Below are 19,692 nucleotides of genomic sequence, written 5' to 3'. Positions count from 1 at the left end.
CATGATAAGAAACTATTTAAGAAGCGCCCTGCGCAATATTACCCGGCACAAGTTTATCTCGTTCATCAACATATTCGGCCTAACGGTGGGGCTTACCTGCTGCCTGCTTATTTTAACCTATATCATCAACGAGAACAGTTATGATAAGTATAACGCCAATGCCGATGATACCTACCGCGTAACCCGCACCTTCTACTCGCAGCCCGGGGTAGAGAGCCTGCACCTAAGTGCTGTTGCGCCGCCGTTTGGGACGCTGCTGCAAAGTGCATTCCCCGATATCAAAAGGGTAACACGGGTGGTTTTTAGTGGTACAACCGCCTTACATTATAAAGAAAAACTGTTCAACGAAAAAGGCACCGCTGTAGCCGATGAAAACTTCTTTGATGTTTTTGATGTGTCAGTTACAAAGGGCAATAAACGCACCGCCTTAGCCGACCCGTATTGCGTTATGCTCACCGAGGATATCGCAAAGAAGTACTTCGGCAGAGAGGAACCCATTGGCAAGACTGTGCGGCTGGACGATAATAAGCACGAGTTTAAAGTAACAGGCATTTTTAAGCCTTTCCCTGCAAATGCCCACATGCATCCCGAAATATTGATTTCATTCAATACGTTAAAAGATGGCTTTTATGGTGATCTTAACCTGGTGGATAACTTTGGAAGCAATTTTATCTACACGTACCTGCTCTTCCCTAAGGGTTATAATACTGCACAAATCGAATCGCAATTGCCCGCGTTTCTGGATAAATATGTAAACCTTGGTGGTACGGTAAAAACGCATTTGCAAACTAAAATTGAGTTCCAAAAACTGACGGACATACACCTGCGCTCGCATCTCGACGACGAGATAGAACAGAACGGCGACATCAAACGGGTGTATATCTTTTCGGCGATAGCTTTATTTATCCTTCTGATAGCCTGCATCAACTACATGAACCTGGCCACGGCGCGCTCGGTTTTGCGTGCCAAGGAAATTGGTATACGCAAGGTGATTGGTGCCCAACGCAGCGAAATTATTTCCCAGTTTTTGAGTGAGTCGGTATTGATTACCTATGTTGCTTTGGTTTTGGCTATTGCATTAACTGTAGTTTCGCTACCATTCATCAATCAGGTGTCGGGGCTCGGTTTATCCATCAATAGCTTGTTGCAGCTAAAGGTATTGCTGCCTGTTTTGGCCTTGCCTTTTGTTATCGGCCTAATCAGCGGTATATATCCGGCTTTGTTCATGTCGTCCTTTATACCTGCCAAAGTATTAAAGGGGATGCTTAAGGTGGGCAGCGGCAATATCTCATTCAGGCAGGTGCTGGTTGTGCTTCAGTTTTCGATCTCGATAATTCTGATTGTAGCTACGGCTGTTGTGTTCCAGCAATTGCAGTATATCCAAAATAAGGCGCTTGGCTTTAATAAGGATAATATCATCACCATGAATTATGAGCGTAGCTTAACACCACAGTACGCCGCGTTCAGGGAGGATTTGATAAAAACGGGTTTGGTGAGCGAAATCGGCCGTTCGTCGCGCATTCCGTCCGGCAGGTTGTTGGATATGCAGGGCGCATCGTTAATGGATGGCAGCACTGCACAACCTATAAAGTTCGACCTGAAATATATCCAGGCAGATTACGGCTTTATACCGGCTTTTACCATGAAGATGGCGGCAGGCCGTAACTTCTCTGAAGCGTTTCCTACAGATACCAATAATTCCATCATCAACGAGTCTGCTGTAAAAGCCTTCGGCTGGAAGACCGCCAATGAGGCCATTGGTAAAAACCTCAATTACGGTGGTGCCAAAGGCAAAGTAATAGGGGTGGTTAAAGATTTCCACTTCGAGTCCCTGCATCAAAAAATCATTCCTTTGTTGTTCCAGTTGCCTGCGCAAAATGGCAATTACTACCGCATGTCCATCAAAATAAGCGGTGCTAACCCAAAGCTATCCATTGCTACTGTGGAGGGAATATGGCACAAATACCTGCCGGAAACCCCCTTCGATTATACCTTTTTGGATGAACGCTTCGGCAAGCTTTACAATAGCGAGCAGCAGCAGGGCAGCTTGTTTACTGTATTCTCGTTCATTGCTATATTTATTGCATGCCTTGGCTTGTTCGGCTTGTCGGCATTCACCATTACGCAGCGTGTTAAAGAAATTGGCGTGCGCAAAGTATTGGGGGCCACCGTTCCACAGATCGTAGGCGTATTATCGCGCGATTTTTTAAAACTGGTTATCGTAGCCGCCGTAATAGCATTGCCAATAGCCTGGTATGCGATGGACAAGTGGCTGCTCGATTTCGAGTTTCACATCAACATCAGTTGGTGGGTATTAGCCATGGCAGGGGTGGTAGCGCTTATCGTAGCGTTCGTAACCATCAGCTTTCAATCGGTAAAAGCCGCGCTGGCAAATCCGGTGAAAAGTTTACGATCGGAGTAGTCGATAGACCATAGTCAATAGTCCAATGCTGTGAAGGGGGGGACAAATATTCTCTGCGTTACTATGGACTATCGACTATGGACTAATCAATCGGTGTAATCAAAAAACAAATCAGTGTAATCATGTATAAGATTTACTTCAAAACAGCCTGGCGCAACCTGCGCAGCCACAAGGCAACCAGCATCATCAATATAAGCGGCCTCGCCGTTGGCATGGCTGCCGCCGTGTTGATTTTTATTTGGGTGCAGAATGAGTTTAATTTCGACACCAACCAGCCGGAGGAAGCAAATATCTACCGGATAAAAAGCTACCTGGCCGTAGACAAAACCAGCACGTGGATATGGGAGAATTCGCCCTATATTTTGGGTGATGCCATGAAGCGCGAATTGCCCGAGGTGGAAGATGTTGCCCGCATATCACCGAATACCTACCGTGCGGTTTACCTGAACGTGAACGGCGAGTTCTTCCCCGAAAAAGCTATGGCATACGTCGACAATCACTGGTTCGACGTATTTAAATACGATTTCATCAGCGGCGGTTCCAAAGCTTTCGTCCGCAATCCATTCAGCATTATCCTCAGCGAAAGCAAGGCAAAAAAATATTTCAACAAACAGGATGCTGTTGGCAAAACCATACGGATAGATTCCGTTGACTACCAGGTGCAGGGTGTGGTAAAAGATAACCCGGCAAATTCCAGCTTTGCATTTGATGTATTGATACCCGTAGCCGCCAAACAAAGTAATAAAAGCGAAAAGGATAACGACCTGGATTGGGGCAACTTCAACTACATGACTTTTGTGAAATTGCACCCCGGCGCTAAGTTGGCACCGCTTTCGCAAAAGATAAAAGAGATACTGCACAAAAACCGTAAGGAAGATAATCTGAAGATAGGGCTAACTCCGCTGGCCGCGCTCCATTTCGAAGACGATCTGCAAAACTCGCAATTAGCGCATGGCGATAAAAAGGTGGTGTACGTTTTTGTTGCCCTTGGCATATTGCTGTTGGTTATCGCCTGCATCAATTATGTAAACCTTACTACGGCCCGCGCAAGTCTACGCGCTAAGGAAGTAAGCGTAAAAAAAATAGTAGGGGCGGGACGGTTGCAATTGTTTATGCAGTTTATCGCCGAATCGGGCCTGGTAAGTTCGCTTTCGCTCATCCTTACCATCGTTATCATCTGGTTGGCTTTGCCCGCTTTTAATCAGTTTACCGGGCGCAACTTCGTGTTGTCGTTCGGCTCGGGTTATATCGGGCTGATATTACTGGGCACTTTGCTGGTGGCTGTAATACTGAATAGCATTTACCCGGCCTTGTTGCTTTCGTCCTTTAAACCCATGAGTATTTTTAGGGGCACCAGCGTGTTGCATCTTAAAGATACCTCGCTGCGTAAAGGCCTGGTAGTGGTACAGTTTACCTTTTCCATATTCCTCATCATCGGCGTTATCACTATTTACCGGCAATTGAAGTTTATCAATTCGCAAAACCCGGGTTACAAACGCGAGCAGGTGCTTACCATATCGCTGCCCATCAGTACGTTTTATAAGTACAAAGGCGATGCACGTGAAGCATTGTGCGGGAGCGTTAAACAGGCCTTATTATCGCAATCGGGCGTTAACGCAGTCTCGCTCATGGGTACGCATTCTATACAGGACAACCAAAATCTTTCATCGGGCGGTACTGATTGGGACGGAAGGGCTAAAGATTTCGATCCATCTATTGCCTTTTTTAATATCGACCCTGATTACGCCAAAATTGTAAAAGTTAATTTACTGGAGGGCCGCTGGTTTATGCCGGGCAACCTTGCCGATAAACGCAACGCCATTTTGAATGAAACCGCCGCCAGGGAGCTGAATTTGCATAAGCCATACGTTGGCCAGCGTTTCGTTTCGCGCGGCGATACGGGGCAGGTTATAGGCGTAGTGAAGGATTTCAATTTCAAGAGCATGCACGAAAAAATCGCTCCCGCAATATTCAAGAACCACCAGGATTATGTAAACACTTTTTTAATTGGCATAGCACCCGGCAAGCAAGCCGACGCGATTAAAAAGATACAGGCAGTTTGGGGCCAGTATTTTAACAACGAGCCGCTGGAATATACTTTCCTTGATCAGGAATTCGACAGGTTGTATAAAAACGATACCAAGTCATCAGGCCTCATGTCGGTATTCGCTATCGTGGCTATCCTCATATCTTCGTTAGGCTTGTTTGGGCTGGCGGCTTTTACAGCCGAGCAGCGCGGTAAAGAAATAGGCATTCGCAAGGTGTTGGGTGCAACCGTATCAGGCCTGGTTGCACTATTGTCTAAAGATTTTATCCTGCTGGTAATAGGCGCATTGGTAATTGCTGCTCCGCTTGCCGGCTGGCTGATGAGCAAATGGCTCAATGATTTTGCTTATCGCATAGATATGACCTGGTGGATATACGCAACGGCCGGCATCATTGCAGTATCTATAGCCTTTGTCACCATCAGCTTTCAGGCCATAAAAGCCGCCATGGCCAACCCGGTGAAGAGTTTGCGAAGCGAATAGTTCGAGTTAGAGTCAAGATGTAAGAGTCAAGAGTCAAGATATAAGAACGAAAGCCAAGGCAATTTTCTTATTTCTTGACTCTTGATGCTAGCGGTCTTGGCTCTTGATTCTTACCTCTTGTTTCTCTTACTACCTGTATCATTACCGAACACTGCATTGTAACACATGCGTACAGCGTATAATTGCAATGATATCATAACATACTTATAAACAGCGTTTTGTGTGTTTGGTATATCTTTTACTATAGTTATACCAAACAACCACATTATGCTTAGGAATTACTTTACCATTGCCTGGAGGAATCTGAAGAAGCACAAAGCTTTTTCGTTCATCAATATATTTGGTCTTGCCGTTGGTATCGCGGCATTCTGGCTGATTGCTTTGTACGTAACCGATGAGTTGAGCTACGACCGCTACAACACTAAAGCCAACTGCATCTTCCGCGTTACGCAGCATGCTACCTGGAGCGGCGGTAAGTTTGATTTTGCTATAACCTCGGCTCCTTATGCACCTGCTTTGAAATCAGATTTCGCGCAGGTAGAGCAGGCCATCAGGATAGACCCGGAGGGCGGCGGCAAGATTACCGTCGGAAATAAAACTGTTAACGAGGGCGGTATGCTATTTACCGATGCTGCTATTTTTAAGGTATTCAGCTATCAATTCCTACAGGGCGATGCGGAAACGGCGCTGAGTAAACCTCAAAGCATTGTACTTACCGAAACTTTGGCCAAAACCCTCTTCGGCGATGCTGAATCGGCAATGAATAATACGGTTACTATCGAAGGTCAGCCAGCCTTTGTTACTGGCATTATTGCCGATGTACCTGTTAATTCGCACTTTACTTTCAAAGCCCTGCGCGCTTTGCCCGAAGGCTTCACCAGCGCCTGGGACGATTCGAGCGTTTACACCTACGTGTTGTTGAAAGATGCGGAGGGGAAAAATGCCATCGAAGCGGCAAGTGGTACTTTCTTTAAAAAATATTTGAAAAAACAGATGGGCGAATTGAAGTTCAACCTCGAACTGCAGCCGCTTACTTCCATTCACCTGCACTCTAACTTAGGTTACGAATTGGGCAGCAATGGCAATATCGTTTACATCTACGTGTTCAGCATCGCCGCATTACTTATACTTATCATAGCGGTTATTAATTACGTAAACCTGGCTACCGCGCGCTCCTCTATCCGCATCAAAGAAATCGGCGTGCGTAAAGTAATCGGATCCGATAGGGGGCAACTGATCACGATGTTCTTTGCAGAATCTATCCTGCTAACGTTTATCGCCACCCTTATCGCCGCGGCTATTATTCAGTTTACGCTGCCATATTTCAACCAGCTATCGGGTAAATCGCTATTGCTGATGCAATTTGGTACCTTTCAAACGGTTGCCATATTCGCCGGGTTCTCTTTATTTACCGGTATTTTAAGCGGCATTTACCCGGCCATGTTCCTCTCGGGCTTCGGCACCATCAATGCCATGAAGGGCCAGTTGGGCAACCAAATGGCAACTATTTTCTTCCGCAAATCATTGGTGGTGTTCCAGTTCGTCATTACCATCGTGATGATCGTAGGTTCCTGCATTATTTATCAGCAACTGAGCTACGCTATGAATAAAGATCTGGGTTTTAACAAGGCCCAAACGCTTACATTTCATATCCATAGCCAACAGGTGAGGGCAAAGACAGAGGCCTTAAGGCAGCAGCTGATGCAGAACCCCAATATAGAGGACGTAGCTACTGCAGGCAACCCTATTGGCAACAATAACCTTAACAGCGGGAGTTTTACTACCGCACCCGACGGAAAATCGGCGTCCGAATCTTTCATCGTACAAAGGCTGACTATCGATGAAGAGTTTATCCCGGCCATGCAGATCAAAATGGATAAGGGCCGTAATTTTTCTAAGGACATAACCAGCGACGTTAATGAGAGCATCGTGGTAAACCAAACGCTTGTAAACAGGTTGGGTTGGAAAAATGCAATCGGCAAACGCGTGCAAGTGGGCGAAGACGACCAGCACAAACCCATCATGCGCACCATAGTAGGCATAGCGAAAGATTTCAACACTTACTCGCTCCAGCATAAAATATTGCCGCTGGTAATGAGTTTGCCGCACGATGCTAATGATAAAGATAACCTGTATGTGCGCGTGGGCAAAAACAATATCAAAGCCTCGCTGGCGTATATAGCCAAAGTTTACGCCGATTTCGACATCGAAGAAAAGCCTGAGTTCCATTTCCTTGATCAAAATTTTGCCGCTCAGTATCAAACCGAGCAAAAGCAAGGCAGCATACTGCTAATATTTACGGTGCTCGCCATCAGCATAGCCTGCCTGGGCTTGTTTGGCCTGGTAACTTTTACTGCCGAGCAACGCATCAAAGAGATAGGCATACGCAAAGTGCTGGGTGCCAGTGTCGGTAGTATCGTAAGCTTATTAAGCACCGATCTGATGAAGCTGGTGCTGGTAGCTACCCTAATAGCCTGCCCCATAGCGTATTTTGCTATGAGCCGCTGGCTGCAGGATTTTGAATATAAGATAACTATCAACTGGTGGGTTTTCATATTGGCAGGCGGCGGCGCATGCCTGGTAGCATTGGCAACTATCAGCATACAATCCATAAAAGCAGCTGTAACCACCCCGATAAAGAGTTTGAAGAGCGAATAGGGCGGAGGCAGAGGCAAGAATCAAGACGACAAGAAACAAGAGAAAAGATAATAAGAAGCAAGAAAGCACTGCAAATTTCTAAGTCTTGACTCTTGATTCTTAAAATCTTTTGTCTAATTCCGTGCAACTATTTAACGTCAATAACCATCTATTATTAAAACTAAACATTATGAAAAAATATCTCATCCTTTTGCTACTGGCATCACCGGCTTATCTGGCCTCTGCACAGGACTACAAAACGCCTTATCTCACCAAATCTCTGGTGGCAGATAATGTAAAAACCGTGTTTGTTAACACCAGCGGTGGTAGTATTTCTGTAAAAGGCGGCGAAGAGCCACGTATAGAAGTGTATATCACAGGCAACAACAACCGTGACCTAAGCAAAGACGAAATAAAAAAACGCCTGGAAGAAGATTACTCGCTGGACATCAGCGTTCACGACGGTGAATTGCACGCAACAGCCAAACAAAAACACAATATTAACAACTGGCGCAAAAGCCTCAGCATTGGCTTCAGGGTGTATGTGAACAAGGCAACATCAACCAACCTTAATACCAGCGGTGGCAGCATTAGCATAGCTAATCTAACCGGAAATCAAAATTTCGAAACCAGCGGTGGTAGCCTGAGCATCAACGGTGTTGCCGGCCTTATAAAAGGCGAAACCAGCGGCGGTAGTATTAGCGTGGCCAACTCCAGCAAGGATATCGACCTGCAAACCAGTGGCGGCAGCATTACCGCAAGCAACTGCCAGGGCCACCTTAAACTGGAAACCAGCGGCGGATCTTTAAAACTGCAGGACCTTAAAGGCTACGTAAAAGCCGAAACCAGCGGCGGCAGCGTAAGCGGCAACAATATAGATGGCGAACTGATTGCAGGCACCAGCGGCGGCAGCGTGAATCTAATGGCTGTAGCCGGCAGCGTAAACGCTACAACAAGCGCGGGCAGCATACATGTACAGATGACGCGGGTTGATAAATACGTAAAAATAGATGGAGACTCGGGTCATATCGACCTGCAGTTACCTGGCAAACAAGGTTATAATCTGGATGTGCGCGGTGACCGGGTTAGCATGGCCAGCACAGGCACATTCGAAGGCCAGAAAGATAAAGAGCACGTTGTAGGCAAAGTAAACGGTGGCGGTTCGTCCGTTGAAGTGCGCGGCGACGGAAGCGTTAATGTAAGCTACTAAGTTTTCTAAATCAGAATTTACAGAATTTTAAGATTTTCAGAATAAAAGGCTTGTTGGTGGTTAATTTCTAACTTCCCGTGGCGTAGAATTCTGTCAATTCTAAAATTCTGTCAATTCTGATTTGACTTGTCCTGAAACCCTTATTCAGACTTATATGTTTAAAAATTATCTCAAAATTGCGTGGAGAAGCATTGTAAAGCACAAGGGCTTTTCATTTTTAAATGCCGGTGGGTTAGCACTGGGCATAGCAAGTTGTTTGCTGCTGGTACTTTATGTGGTTTACCACCTCAATTACGATAAGCAATTCAAGAATATAGAGAACATATACATGGTGGAAAATAATCAGCCCGGCGACGGCAAGACCTATACCTTTGCCGCAACGCCGGGCCAGGCAGCGGCAGCTATCAAGGCAGAAATACCTGAGGTGCAACGCTCGGTGAGGGTAATCAGTTACACCGCCGAGGGTTTGCTGAGTTATAAAGATAACAATTTTAAAAAGAAGGGCCTTTTTGCTGATAATGGCTTCTTTAATATTTTCTCCTATAAATTCATCGAGGGGAGCCCTGCGAGGGCACTTACAACGCCCAATTCCATTGTGATAACGCAATCGCTGGCCACCACGCTGTTCGGCAAGGAAGATCCGATGAACAAAATAGTGAAGCGCAACAACCAGTTGCCTTTAACGGTTACCGGCGTTATAGAAGATGTAGCCTCCAACGCCACGTTCCAGTTTGAATTTGTAATGCCCTGGGCGATGTTCGAAGATGCCAACCCATGGGCAAAAAATTCGGGATGGGGCAGTAATTACGCGCGTACGGTGGTGCAACTGAAAAGTCCGGAAGGCTTGACTCACGCCAATAGCATTATGAAAGGGATGGTGGGCCGCCATAATGATGGCAACAAGAATGTACTATTTTTGTACCCGTTCGCCAAGTTGCACCTATACTCTAAATTCGAAGATGGTAAAAACGTAGGTGGTATGATCAGCCAGATACACCTGTTTGTCACTCTGGCAATTTGCATATTGCTCATTGCATGCGTAAACTTCATGAACCTTTCTACCGCACGGTCGGAAGAGCGGGCAAAAGAAGTAGGCATCCGCAAGGCTATCGGCTCGGGAAGGGGGGCGCTCATCAGCCAGTTTATTACTGAGTCGGTTATACTGTCGATGCTATCTACCGTGGCTGCGGTTGTCATCGTAATCCTCAGCCTGCCATATTTCAACGATTTGCTGGGGATAAAACTCGCGTTGCCTTACAAAGAAGGCTACGCCTGGCTTTTCATCATCGGCACTGGCATATTAAGCGGGGTTATTGCGGGCAGTTACCCGGCCTTTTACCTTTCTTCTTTCGAACCCATCAAGGTGCTGAAGGGTGTATTTAAAGGCGGCACATCGGCATTACCCTTGCGTAAGATACTGGTGGTGCTGCAGTTTTCTTTGGCCGTATTCCTTATAACGGCCACTATTGTCATCTACAGGCAGATAAAGTATGTACAAAGCAACGCGGTCGGTTTCGAGAAGAATAACCTCGTGGAAATTCCCATAGAAGGTGACCTGCAAAAGAACGCGCAGGTTTTCATCAACGACCTGAAGAGTAGCGGGGCGGCAACCAACGCTACCATGTTCTCGCAAAGCATCACCGAATCGGGCAGTAATACCTGGGGCATCAGCTGGCCCGGCAAACGCGACGACCAGCAAATACTATTCGATATTTTTCAGGCCGGCGACGATTTTACCAAAACCGCAGGCGTAAAGCTGTTGCAGGGCCGCGAATTTTCTGAAGGCAATGCAGCTGATACAGCGGGTAGCACCGTAATGATCAACGAAAGCGCCGCCAAACTGATCGACGCGAAAAACCCGGTAGGCATGCAGATCAAATATGGCGACAGGCCTCTGACTGTAGTAGGCGTTTATAAAGATTTTGTTTGGGGTTCGCCCTATGAAAAAACCCGGCCCATGATCACCCAATACACCGGTAAAAATGGTGTGGTGATTGGTTTGCGCCTGAACCCGGCCCATAGCATTACTGCCAATATAGATGCCATAACCAAATCGCTGAAGACGGTAAACCCCTTTTTTCCGCCAACTATCAATTTCGTGGATAGCGATTTCGAGCTGAAGTTCCAAAACGAAAAGCTGATGGCAACGCTGGCAAATCTTTTCGGCGGTCTGGCCATCGTTATTTCATGTCTTGGCTTATTTGGTCTTGCTGCTTATGCCGCCGAACAAAGAGTTAAAGAAATAGGCGTGCGCAAGGTACTGGGCGCAACGGTGTTCAACCTTACCACATTGCTATCAAAAGACTTTTTGATACTGGTTGCCGTAGCCATAGCCGTGGCAACACCGGTGTCTATATGGGGCATGGGCAAGTGGCTACAGAATTACGAAACCCGCATTACCCTAAGCTGGTGGATGTTTGCCGCAGCTGCGCTGATAACCGTAATTATAGCCCTTACAACCGTAAGTTATCAGGCGGTAAAAGCGGCATTGGCCAACCCGGTGAAGAGCTTGAGGAGCGAGTAGGGGAAGAGGTTAGAGATTATTTAATCCGAGGTTAGTTCTTAGTTGGACTAACCTTTTTTTATTGCCAGAAGGATAGCCAACGATACCTTACCATTTATCAGCTTTTGCCCTTAATTGATCTACCGTTAAAAATTCTCCACGCTTTATTTCGGCATCTCCAAGTTCCAGGTCTTCATTGTACTCTTCAATAGTCTGGCGTTTTTCTTGTGTATCGAACCCGATATGCATTAATTTTAGGGAGTTGATCAGCCATTCTTTTTTGGTGGCATCCTTTATCTTATCAAGATCTATCACAATTTCCATATCATCCTATTTTATTACGAATTTACTTATAATCAACCAAACAAACAAAGAAGTGAGACATTGCTACCTAAATGGCTTCTTGCGTTTTACTGTATCATTTCCGAACAACCACTGTTACGCAGGCGAACACCACACCAATGTGACTTTCTTTATAGCAAATTGATATTCAATTATTTATCTATTTGGTATCCTTTTTAGGATTTAGGCCTTAGATTTAGCATTTACCCGCAGTATGATAAAGAATTATTTGACCATCGCCTGGAGAAGCCTTACCAAAAACAAGGTTTTCTCTTTCATTAATATATTCGGCCTGGCTGTTGGCCTGGCTTGCTGTATGCTCATCAGCGCATACATTTACCAGGAAGTTACCTACGATACCTATCCCACCAAGGCAAAAAACATTTACCGGGTTGGCCTGCATCTAACCGAAAATGGCGGCGTAACCGATTTTGCGCTGGTAGATGAAGCTGTAGGGCAGGGCATAAAAAACAACGTGGCTGGCGTACTGGCCTCTGCCCGCATCAGCGGTAGAGGATCGGTTTATGTAAAGTACAATGAAAAGCTTTTTAAGGAAGAGCATTTTAGCGTCGCCGACTCCAACTTTCTTGCGATGTTTTCGCTCCCGCTGATACAGGGCGATGACCACAATGCATTGATAGAGCCTAACAGCGTGGTTATTACCAGCCAGGTTGCAAAGAAATACTTTGGCGGCGAGCAAGCGATTGGAAAAACCATCACCCTGCAAGGCGAGCGCGATTTAAAAGTTACCGGCGTTATAGATGCTATTCCAGCCAATTCGCATTTTCATTTTGATGCTTTTATAAGCAAGTCTACTTATCCCGCAAAACGCGAAACATGGAGCAATATCAGCTCATACACCTATCTTTTGCTGAACGATGGCGCCGACCCTAAAAAAATAGAAGCGCAGTTCCCTGCTTTAACCCTAAAATATGCTGCGCCCGAAATTCAGCACGATATGGGTGTCAGCCTCGCCGAGGCGCAAAAATCGGTAAACACATTTCGCTTCTTTTTAATGCCGCTTACCGATATACACCTCCATTCGGCTACCAAGTTCGAGATAGAACCAAACGGCGATATCCAGTACGTGTATATTTTCAGCGCGCTTGCGGCTTTCATATTATTGCTGGCCTGCATCAATTTCATGAATCTTTCAACCGCCAATTCGGTAAAGCGTGCCAAAGAGGTGGGCATCCGCAAGGTGTTGGGTTCGTTAAAAAGCTCGTTGGTTTCTCAGTTCCTAACCGAATCGATGGTGATTACCGCTATGGCAATGGCCATAGGCCTTGCGCTGGTGTACTTCGCCCTGCCATATTTCAATAACCTGGCGGGCAAGCAATTCCAGATCGATTTATTTCTCAGCAAAACATCAATTGCTGCGGAGATTTTGCTGGTGCTGTTTGTTGGCGTGTTGGCTGGTATCTATCCCGCGTTCTTCCTTTCGTCATTCAAGGTTTTGAGTGTTTTAAAAGGTAATACCTCTGCGGGGCCGACTAAGCGTAATTTCCTGCGCAGCGGTTTGGTAGTGTTTCAGTTTTTTATTTCCACTTCGCTCATCATCGCTACTTTGGTGGTGTACCGCCAACTGGGCTACATGCAGAATATTAAGCTCGGTTACGATAAAGAGCAGGTTTTGGTTATAAACGACGCATACGCGCTCGGCAATAATATAGATGCTTTTAAACAACAATTGCTGCGCGACCCACGCGTTACCCATGCCACCATAACCGGCAGCGTGCCCGGCAGCAGCAATATGGATGGCACCCAGATATACGCCAAAGAATTTAGCGATAAACAGGAACACAAAGAAATACACACCAACATCTACCACGTAGAAGATAGTTATCTCACCACGCTTGGCATAAAAATGGCTTTAGGGCGCAACTTTTCGTCAACAGAGCCGGCAGATTCATCGGCAGTGGTGGTCAACGAGGCGTTGGTGCGCGATCTGGGCTGGGCCAATACCGATCCGATAGGTAAAACCATCGTACGATCGGGCCAGCGTGAGTTTAAAGTAGTGGGCGTGGTAAAAGACTTTCACTACAAATCGGCCAAAGAAAAAATCGGACCGCTGATGTTTATCCCCGGCCGCAGCAATATGCTGATGGCAGTAAAAGTACACTCCGCAGATGTATCCGGTGTTTTAATAGATATTAAGAAGCAGTGGGATCAATATCGCGCAACTGCGCCTTTCAGCTACTCTTTTTTAGATGAGCAATACGCTGCGCTTTATGGTTCGGAGCAGCGCACGGGCCAAATATTTACCTCTTTTGCTATTATAGCAGTAATTATTGCCAGCCTCGGTTTATTCGGCCTGGCAGCCTTCAGCATAAGGCAGAGGGTAAAAGAAATCGGCATACGCAAGGTGTTGGGCGCGTCATCGGGCACTATAACAGGCATGCTATCGGCAGAGTTTTTAAAGCTGGTAGGTATTGCCATAGTGCTATCGGTACCTGTAACCTGGTACGCCATGCATAAATGGCTGCAGGATTTTGCTTACCGTATAGATATATCGTGGTGGGTGTTTGCCCTGGCGGGCCTGATAGCCATAGTGGTAGCATTTGCAACGGTGAGTTTCCAGTCGGTAAAAGCTGCTTTGGCCAACCCGGTAAAAAGTTTAAAAAACGAGTAACCTGGGTTGTGAAAATGTAGTCATAAATGGGTGCCATTTATTTCGATTGCCGCGATAGGGGTAAATGGTTTGATGGTTGTATTGTTTATAAGATTTGAGACTGAGACAACAAGGATCAAATACAAAGAATCAGTGTAATCGGTGAAATCAATTTAAAATCGGTGTAATAAAATTATCATGTTTAAAAACTACGTTAAAACGGCTTTCAGGAGCCTGATGAAGAACAAGGGCTTCACCGCCATCAATATATTGGGGCTTGCCCTGGGGCTTTGCGTTTGCATGCTTATTGTGTTTTACGTCATCGACGAAGCGGGCTATGACACTTATAACACCAAAGCCGCCAGGATATATCGCGTAAACAATGATATCAAATTCGGTGGCAAAACAAGCCAGTATGCCGTATCGCCGGCACCGCTGGCCCAAACCATGCTGAATGATTTCCCCGAGGTAGCGGGCGTTGTGCGTTTTAGGGGCCGCGGAGGCAATAAGGTAAAAAAAGACGGACAGAACGTGCAAGAAGACCGCATGACCTATGCCGATTCCACCACCTTCAATGTGTTTACCCTGCCAATGATTCAAGGTGACTCCAAAACGGCGCTTGTTGAACCCCGCAGCGTAGTGATAAACGAAACGATAGCCAAAAAGTATTTTAACTCGACGGATGTGGTGGGCAAAACGTTGATGTTTAATGACACCATCCCTTACAAGGTGACAGGTGTAATTAAAGATATACCACGTCAATCGCACTTCAACTTCGATTTTTTCCTGGCGATGAGTGGGTTGGACGAAAGCAAGGAAAACGCCTGGTTGAGCAATAATTTTACTACCTATCTTTTGTTAAAAGACGGTGCAGACCCGCAGGCCATTGAGGCCAAATTCCCGGCCTTTGTAGAGAAATACGTAGGCGGGCAGCTGGCACCTGCCGTGCACATGAGTTATAAGGATTTTGAAAAGGATGGCAATTACTTTAAGCTTAAATTAATTGCCCTGAGGGATATACACCTGCGTTCTAATGTGCAGGACGAGATGGGAGCTAACGGCAACATCCAGTTTGTTTATATATTTTCGGCCGTCGCTATTTTTATTTTGCTGATAGCCTGCGTAAACTTCATGAATCTTTCTACCGCCCGCTCATCAAACCGCGCCCGCGAGGTAGGGGTGCGTAAGGTACTGGGTTCGGCGCGGAGTTCGCTTATTGCGCAGTTTCTTTCAGAATCGGTTTTGGTTACGTTTGCCGCTACCTTAATAGCCCTTGCTGGCGCCTGGCTGCTTTTGCCGGTATTCAATCAAATGGCCGACAAGCAATTGACCTTTACCCTGCAAACCTTTGTTTGGTTATTGCCAGCATTATTGCTGGTAGTTGTTGTTATCGGTTGCCTCGCAGGTTCTTACCCGGCGTTTTTCTTGTCGGCTTTCCAGCCTGTAGATGTTTTGAAAGGTAAGCTGTCTACCGGGTTTAAGGGTAGCCGCCTGCGTAGCTTTTTGGTCGTGTTTCAATTCGGTATTTCTATATTCCTGATTATCGGCACGCTCGTTATTTATCATCAACTAAATTATATACAGTCTAAAGATTTAGGTTATAACCGCGAACAAGTGCTTATGGTGTATAATACTGATGTGCTGGATAAACAAGCTAGGGTGTTTAAAGAAGAAATAAAGCGCATGCCAGGCGTAAAAAATGCAACACTTACCGGTTTTACCCCTACAGGAGGATGGCGCAATAATACCACCATGTTCCAATCGCCTACGCTGGATACCAAACACGCAGTTTCTACCGGTGTTTGGGAGATTGATGAAGATTACATCAACACCTTGGGAATGAAGCTGAAATACGGACGCAACTTTTCGGCAGAGATGAAAACGGACTCTTCGGCGGTGATACTGAACGAAGCTGCCGTAAAGATACTGGGTTATAAAAATGCATTGGACCAGGAGCTGTATATGCCGACGGATAACATGGCCAAGCATCTGAAGAAGCTGCATGTAGTAGGTTTCATAAGGGATTTTAATTTCAGCTCGCTGCGCGAGAATATCTCGCCGCTGGCCTTCCTGCTCAACCAAAATACCGGTGCCCTTAGCGTGAGCGTTAAGCCGGCCAGCGCAGCGACTATATTGGCGCAAATAAAAGAAAAATGGAAGACGTTTTCGCCAAACCAGCAGTTTAATTACTCGTATATGGACGATGATTTCGAGAACGCTTACCGCACCGAGCAGCGGATGGGCACCATTTCTATCGCGCTTACATCCATTGCCATACTGATTGCCTGTTTGGGTCTTTTCGGGCTTGCTGCTTACGCAGCAGAGCAGCGTACTAAAGAGATAGGAATCCGCAAGGTGCTGGGTGCCAACGTAGGTATTATCGTAAGCATGTTATCTAAAGATTTCATCAAATTGGTGTTTATAGCTATTGTGATCGCATCCCCATTTGCCTGGTACCTAATGCATTTGTGGCTTAAGGGATTTGCCTATCAGGATGGTATAAAATGGTGGGTAATTGCTCTGGCCGGCGGCAGCGCGGTACTTATCGCATTCATCACTATCAGTTTCCAATCTATAAAAGCCGCGCTGGCAAACCCGGTTACGAGTTTGAAGAATGAATGATGGTGAGTAGTGAGTGGAGAATGGTGAGCGGTTGAATAGTTAATAGTAAACCTTATAAGAAAGTGGTGAGTGGATTTGGCCTCCTCATCACTTTTTGTGTTTTGTAAAACCATTGACTGCCCTCTACTCACCATTCACCAAAATAACTGTATCATATCCGTACAATAGCTGTTACACATACGTACAGTGTACAGGTTGATTAACTCGAATATAGAATTGATAATCAGCTATTTAAAAGTTTGGTACTGGATTTAAAGTAAACGTCTGGATTTAATACTTCAATTTTAGAATTTAGGCTTTCGATTTTAGAATTTACACCTTATGATCAGGAATTACTTAAAAATTGCTTTTCGCAATCTATTTAAAAACAAGCTATATAGCCTTATCAATATCGGCGGTTTGGGCCTGGGTATGGCCGTAAGTTTTATGCTGCTGCTATATGTTTACAATGAATTTACGTTTGATAAGTTCTACCCGAATGATGACCGCATATACTCGGTTTTGCGCAACCAACCTGCCGATGGTGAGATACAAACCAGCGGTTCGATATCGTCGCCAGTGGCAGGAGCTATGCTGAACGATTTACCCGAAATAGAGCAAGCTGCCCGCACCAACTGGCACGACGATCATCTTTTTAAGTATGGTGAAAAATCGATCAATATCCCTATGCTATCTGCCGATCCATCAATACTGGATATCTTCAGCTATGAATTTGTACGTGGCAATAAAAATACCGCATTTAAAGAACTTTCATCAATCGTATTGACCGAGAAAGGTGCGAAAACCATTTTCGGGAACGAGGACCCGATGGGCAAGACCGTTAAAATAGACAATTCCCGCAGCGTTACCGTTACCGGTGTTATCAAGGATCTTCCGCCCAATTCCTCGCGAAAATTTCAGGCACTAGGCTCGTGGGCGATGTTGGAGGCTGATTCGCCATGGATGAAAACCAATACTAACTGGGGAAATTTCTCGTTGCGGACTTATGTGCTGGTTAAAGAAGGCGCAAACATGCCGCGTCTTAATGCAAAACTGGCGGGCCTGATCCATAAATACAACCCCGAAGACAAAGAGAACAAATTGATATTATCGCAATTCTCGCGCGGGCACCTGTACGGTGAGTTCAAAAATGGCGTGAGCGTCGGGGGGCAAATCGCCTATGTGAGGTTGTTCCTGGTACTGGCCATAGGCATATTACTTATTGCGTGTATCAATTTCATGAACTTGTCTACTGCACGGTCGGAGAATCGTGCCCGCGAGGTTGGGGTGCGCAAAGTGGTAGGGGCAAGCCGCGTTTCGCTCGTTTGGCAGTTTATGGGCGAGTCGCTGTTGATGTCATTTATCTCTTTTATGGTGGCGTTGCTGATTATGCATGTGTCTATCGGTTTCTTCAACGGGATGACGCATAAGAATCTGTCTATCCCATACGGCCTCAGTTACTTCTGGATTGCCGGGCTTGGCGTAACGCTGATAACCGGTATCATATCCGGAAGCTATCCTTCCCTGTTCCTGTCATCCTTCCGGCCTGTGAAGGTGCTTAAAGGCATCAACAATGCGGGCAAGGCAACGCTAAGGCCTCGGCAGGTGCTGGTTACGCTACAATTTGTTTTTGCCACAGGGCTTATCCTGTCTACCATACTTATCTACAAACAGCTTAACTACATCAAAAATCTCCCTACAGGGTATAACAAGGATGGCTTGGTTGAGATTTCGCAGGTTGGCAAAATATACGACCAGTTCGAGAGCTTCCGTAACGATGCCATAGCATCTGGCGCGGTTACCGAGGCATCCAGCACATCAAACACCATTACCACCGACGGTGGCTCGTCATGGGGAATCAAATGGCCCGGGCAATTACCGGGCGAGGAGAAACTCCCCATCAGCCAAATGGTTACCACTTATCATTTTACCAAAACATTCGATGTAAAGGTATTAGAAGGCCGCGATTTCGACATCGGTCGCCCTTCAGATTCAACCGCCATTATGCTAAACGAATCGGCAGTGAAACTCATGCGCCTTAAAGAACCTTTAGGCACCATCGTTTTTTGGCAGGGTGCTAACCGCACGGTAGTAGGCGTAGTGAAAGATTTTATCTGGGGCAGAGCGTCCGAACCCATAAAACCGGCGATCATCGGTTTTATGAAGGGTTGGGCGGGCACCGCCAGCTTAAGGCTCAATAAAAACATGTCGGTATCCAACGCTTTAGCCAAACTGGAAACGGTTTACAAAAAGTACAATGCCGAGTATCCCTTCGATTACAAATTTGTGGATGAACTGTACGACGAGAAATTCAGCAACGAACAATTGCTGGGCAAACTTACCAACTCGTTCACGGTGTTGGCCATCGTCATATCCTGCCTCGGCCTGTTCGGGCTGGCATCATTCTCTGCCGAACAGCGCCGCAAGGAAATCGGTATCCGCAAGGTATTGGGCGCTTCAACCCGCAACTTGTGGTTCAATTTATCTAAAGAATTTGTGGTGCTGGTAGCCATAGGTTTTGTGGTGGGCGCGGCATTCAGCGTGTATTTTATGGGGCAATGGCTGCAAAACTACACCTACCGCACAGGCATGAGTGTATGGGTTTTTGCGGCAACCATCTTCATTAGCCTTGCGGTAACGTTAGTAACTGTAAGCTGGCAAGCTATCAAGGCAGCGGTAACCAATCCGGTAAAGAATTTGAGGAGCGAATAGGCCCCACCCAACCCTCCCCGGAAGGGAGGGCTTCAAAAAAGTCTCCCCATCCGGGGGAGATTTAGAGGGGGCTGAATCTTAGATCGGTGACAAAATAATCAGTGTAATCAATAAATAATCGGTGTA

At 46.1% G+C, this 19,692-nt stretch carries 9 protein-coding genes; 8 read left to right on the top strand and 1 reads right to left on the bottom strand.

Annotation, left to right across the window (positions count from 1 at the left end; genetic code table 11):
• Window position 1: 1 nt before the first annotated feature.
• From E2R66_RS04755 to E2R66_RS04735, 5 genes are all read left to right on the top strand, one after another.
• On the top strand, window positions 2–2,422 hold the full coding sequence (locus E2R66_RS04755) for an ABC transporter permease (protein ID WP_133227190.1): 2,421 nt from the start codon (window positions 2–4) through the stop codon (window positions 2,420–2,422).
• 122 nt (window positions 2,423–2,544) lie between these two features.
• Window positions 2,545–4,950 carry an ABC transporter permease gene (locus E2R66_RS04750; protein WP_133227188.1) on the top strand — a complete coding sequence of 802 codons (2,406 nt, stop codon included), beginning with the start codon at window positions 2,545–2,547 and terminating at the stop codon, window positions 4,948–4,950.
• Between the two features lie 267 nt (window positions 4,951–5,217).
• Window positions 5,218–7,608 (top strand): ABC transporter permease, encoded by a 2,391-nt coding sequence (locus E2R66_RS04745; protein WP_133227186.1) that lies wholly within the window; start codon window positions 5,218–5,220, stop codon window positions 7,606–7,608.
• Window positions 7,609–7,777: 169 nt separating this feature from the next.
• Window positions 7,778–8,797: a DUF4097 family beta strand repeat-containing protein gene (locus E2R66_RS04740; protein ID WP_133227184.1), complete on the top strand. Its 1,020-nt coding sequence runs from the start codon at window positions 7,778–7,780 to the stop codon at window positions 8,795–8,797.
• A gap of 154 nt (window positions 8,798–8,951) precedes the next feature.
• Window positions 8,952–11,321 carry an ABC transporter permease gene (locus tag E2R66_RS04735; protein WP_133227182.1) on the top strand — a complete coding sequence of 790 codons (2,370 nt, stop codon included), beginning with the start codon at window positions 8,952–8,954 and terminating at the stop codon, window positions 11,319–11,321.
• Window positions 11,322–11,408: 87 nt separating this feature from the next.
• Here E2R66_RS04735 and E2R66_RS04730 read toward each other — a convergent pair whose 3' ends face one another.
• Window positions 11,409–11,624, bottom strand: a complete 216-nt coding sequence (locus E2R66_RS04730; RefSeq protein WP_133227180.1) for a hypothetical protein — start codon at window positions 11,622–11,624, stop codon at window positions 11,409–11,411.
• Window positions 11,625–11,856: 232 nt separating this feature from the next.
• Between E2R66_RS04730 and E2R66_RS04725 the strand changes: the two genes are divergently transcribed.
• The 3 genes from E2R66_RS04725 to E2R66_RS04715 all read left to right on the top strand — a co-directional run bounded on the left by E2R66_RS04725 (window position 11,857) and on the right by E2R66_RS04715 (window position 19,566).
• Entirely contained in the window at window positions 11,857–14,274 is a 2,418-nt protein-coding gene (locus tag E2R66_RS04725; protein ID WP_133227178.1) for an ABC transporter permease, read from the top strand.
• 177 nt (window positions 14,275–14,451) lie between these two features.
• Window positions 14,452–16,875 (top strand): ABC transporter permease, encoded by a 2,424-nt coding sequence (locus E2R66_RS04720; protein WP_133227176.1) that lies wholly within the window; start codon window positions 14,452–14,454, stop codon window positions 16,873–16,875.
• A 321-nt stretch (window positions 16,876–17,196) separates the two neighbouring features.
• Window positions 17,197–19,566, top strand: a complete 2,370-nt coding sequence (locus E2R66_RS04715; RefSeq protein WP_133227174.1) for an ABC transporter permease — start codon at window positions 17,197–17,199, stop codon at window positions 19,564–19,566.
• The last annotated feature ends 126 nt before the right edge of the window (window positions 19,567–19,692 follow it).

It is taken from the genome of Mucilaginibacter psychrotolerans, assembly GCF_004519315.1.
GTDB lineage: Bacteria > Bacteroidota > Bacteroidia > Sphingobacteriales > Sphingobacteriaceae > Mucilaginibacter > Mucilaginibacter psychrotolerans.
This window is presented reverse-complemented; position numbering and strand designations above follow the sequence as displayed.

Bases quoted from the DNA above. Each gene is read 5' to 3' on its own strand.
- E2R66_RS04720 (WP_133227176.1), top strand. From the start codon at position 14,452: ATGTTTAAAAACTACGTTAAAACGGCTTTCAGGAGCCTGATGAAGAAC.
- E2R66_RS04715 (WP_133227174.1), top strand. From the start codon at position 17,197: ATGATCAGGAATTACTTAAAAATTGCTTTTCGCAATCTATTTAAAAAC.
- E2R66_RS04725 (WP_133227178.1), top strand. From the start codon at position 11,857: ATGATAAAGAATTATTTGACCATCGCCTGGAGAAGCCTTACCAAAAAC.
- E2R66_RS04745 (WP_133227186.1), top strand. From the start codon at position 5,218: ATGCTTAGGAATTACTTTACCATTGCCTGGAGGAATCTGAAGAAGCAC.
- E2R66_RS04750 (WP_133227188.1), top strand. From the start codon at position 2,545: ATGTATAAGATTTACTTCAAAACAGCCTGGCGCAACCTGCGCAGCCAC.
- E2R66_RS04740 (WP_133227184.1), top strand. From the start codon at position 7,778: ATGAAAAAATATCTCATCCTTTTGCTACTGGCATCACCGGCTTATCTG.
- E2R66_RS04755 (WP_133227190.1), top strand. From the start codon at position 2: ATGATAAGAAACTATTTAAGAAGCGCCCTGCGCAATATTACCCGGCAC.
- E2R66_RS04730 (WP_133227180.1), bottom strand. From the start codon at position 11,624: ATGGAAATTGTGATAGATCTTGATAAGATAAAGGATGCCACCAAAAAA.
- E2R66_RS04735 (WP_133227182.1), top strand. From the start codon at position 8,952: ATGTTTAAAAATTATCTCAAAATTGCGTGGAGAAGCATTGTAAAGCAC.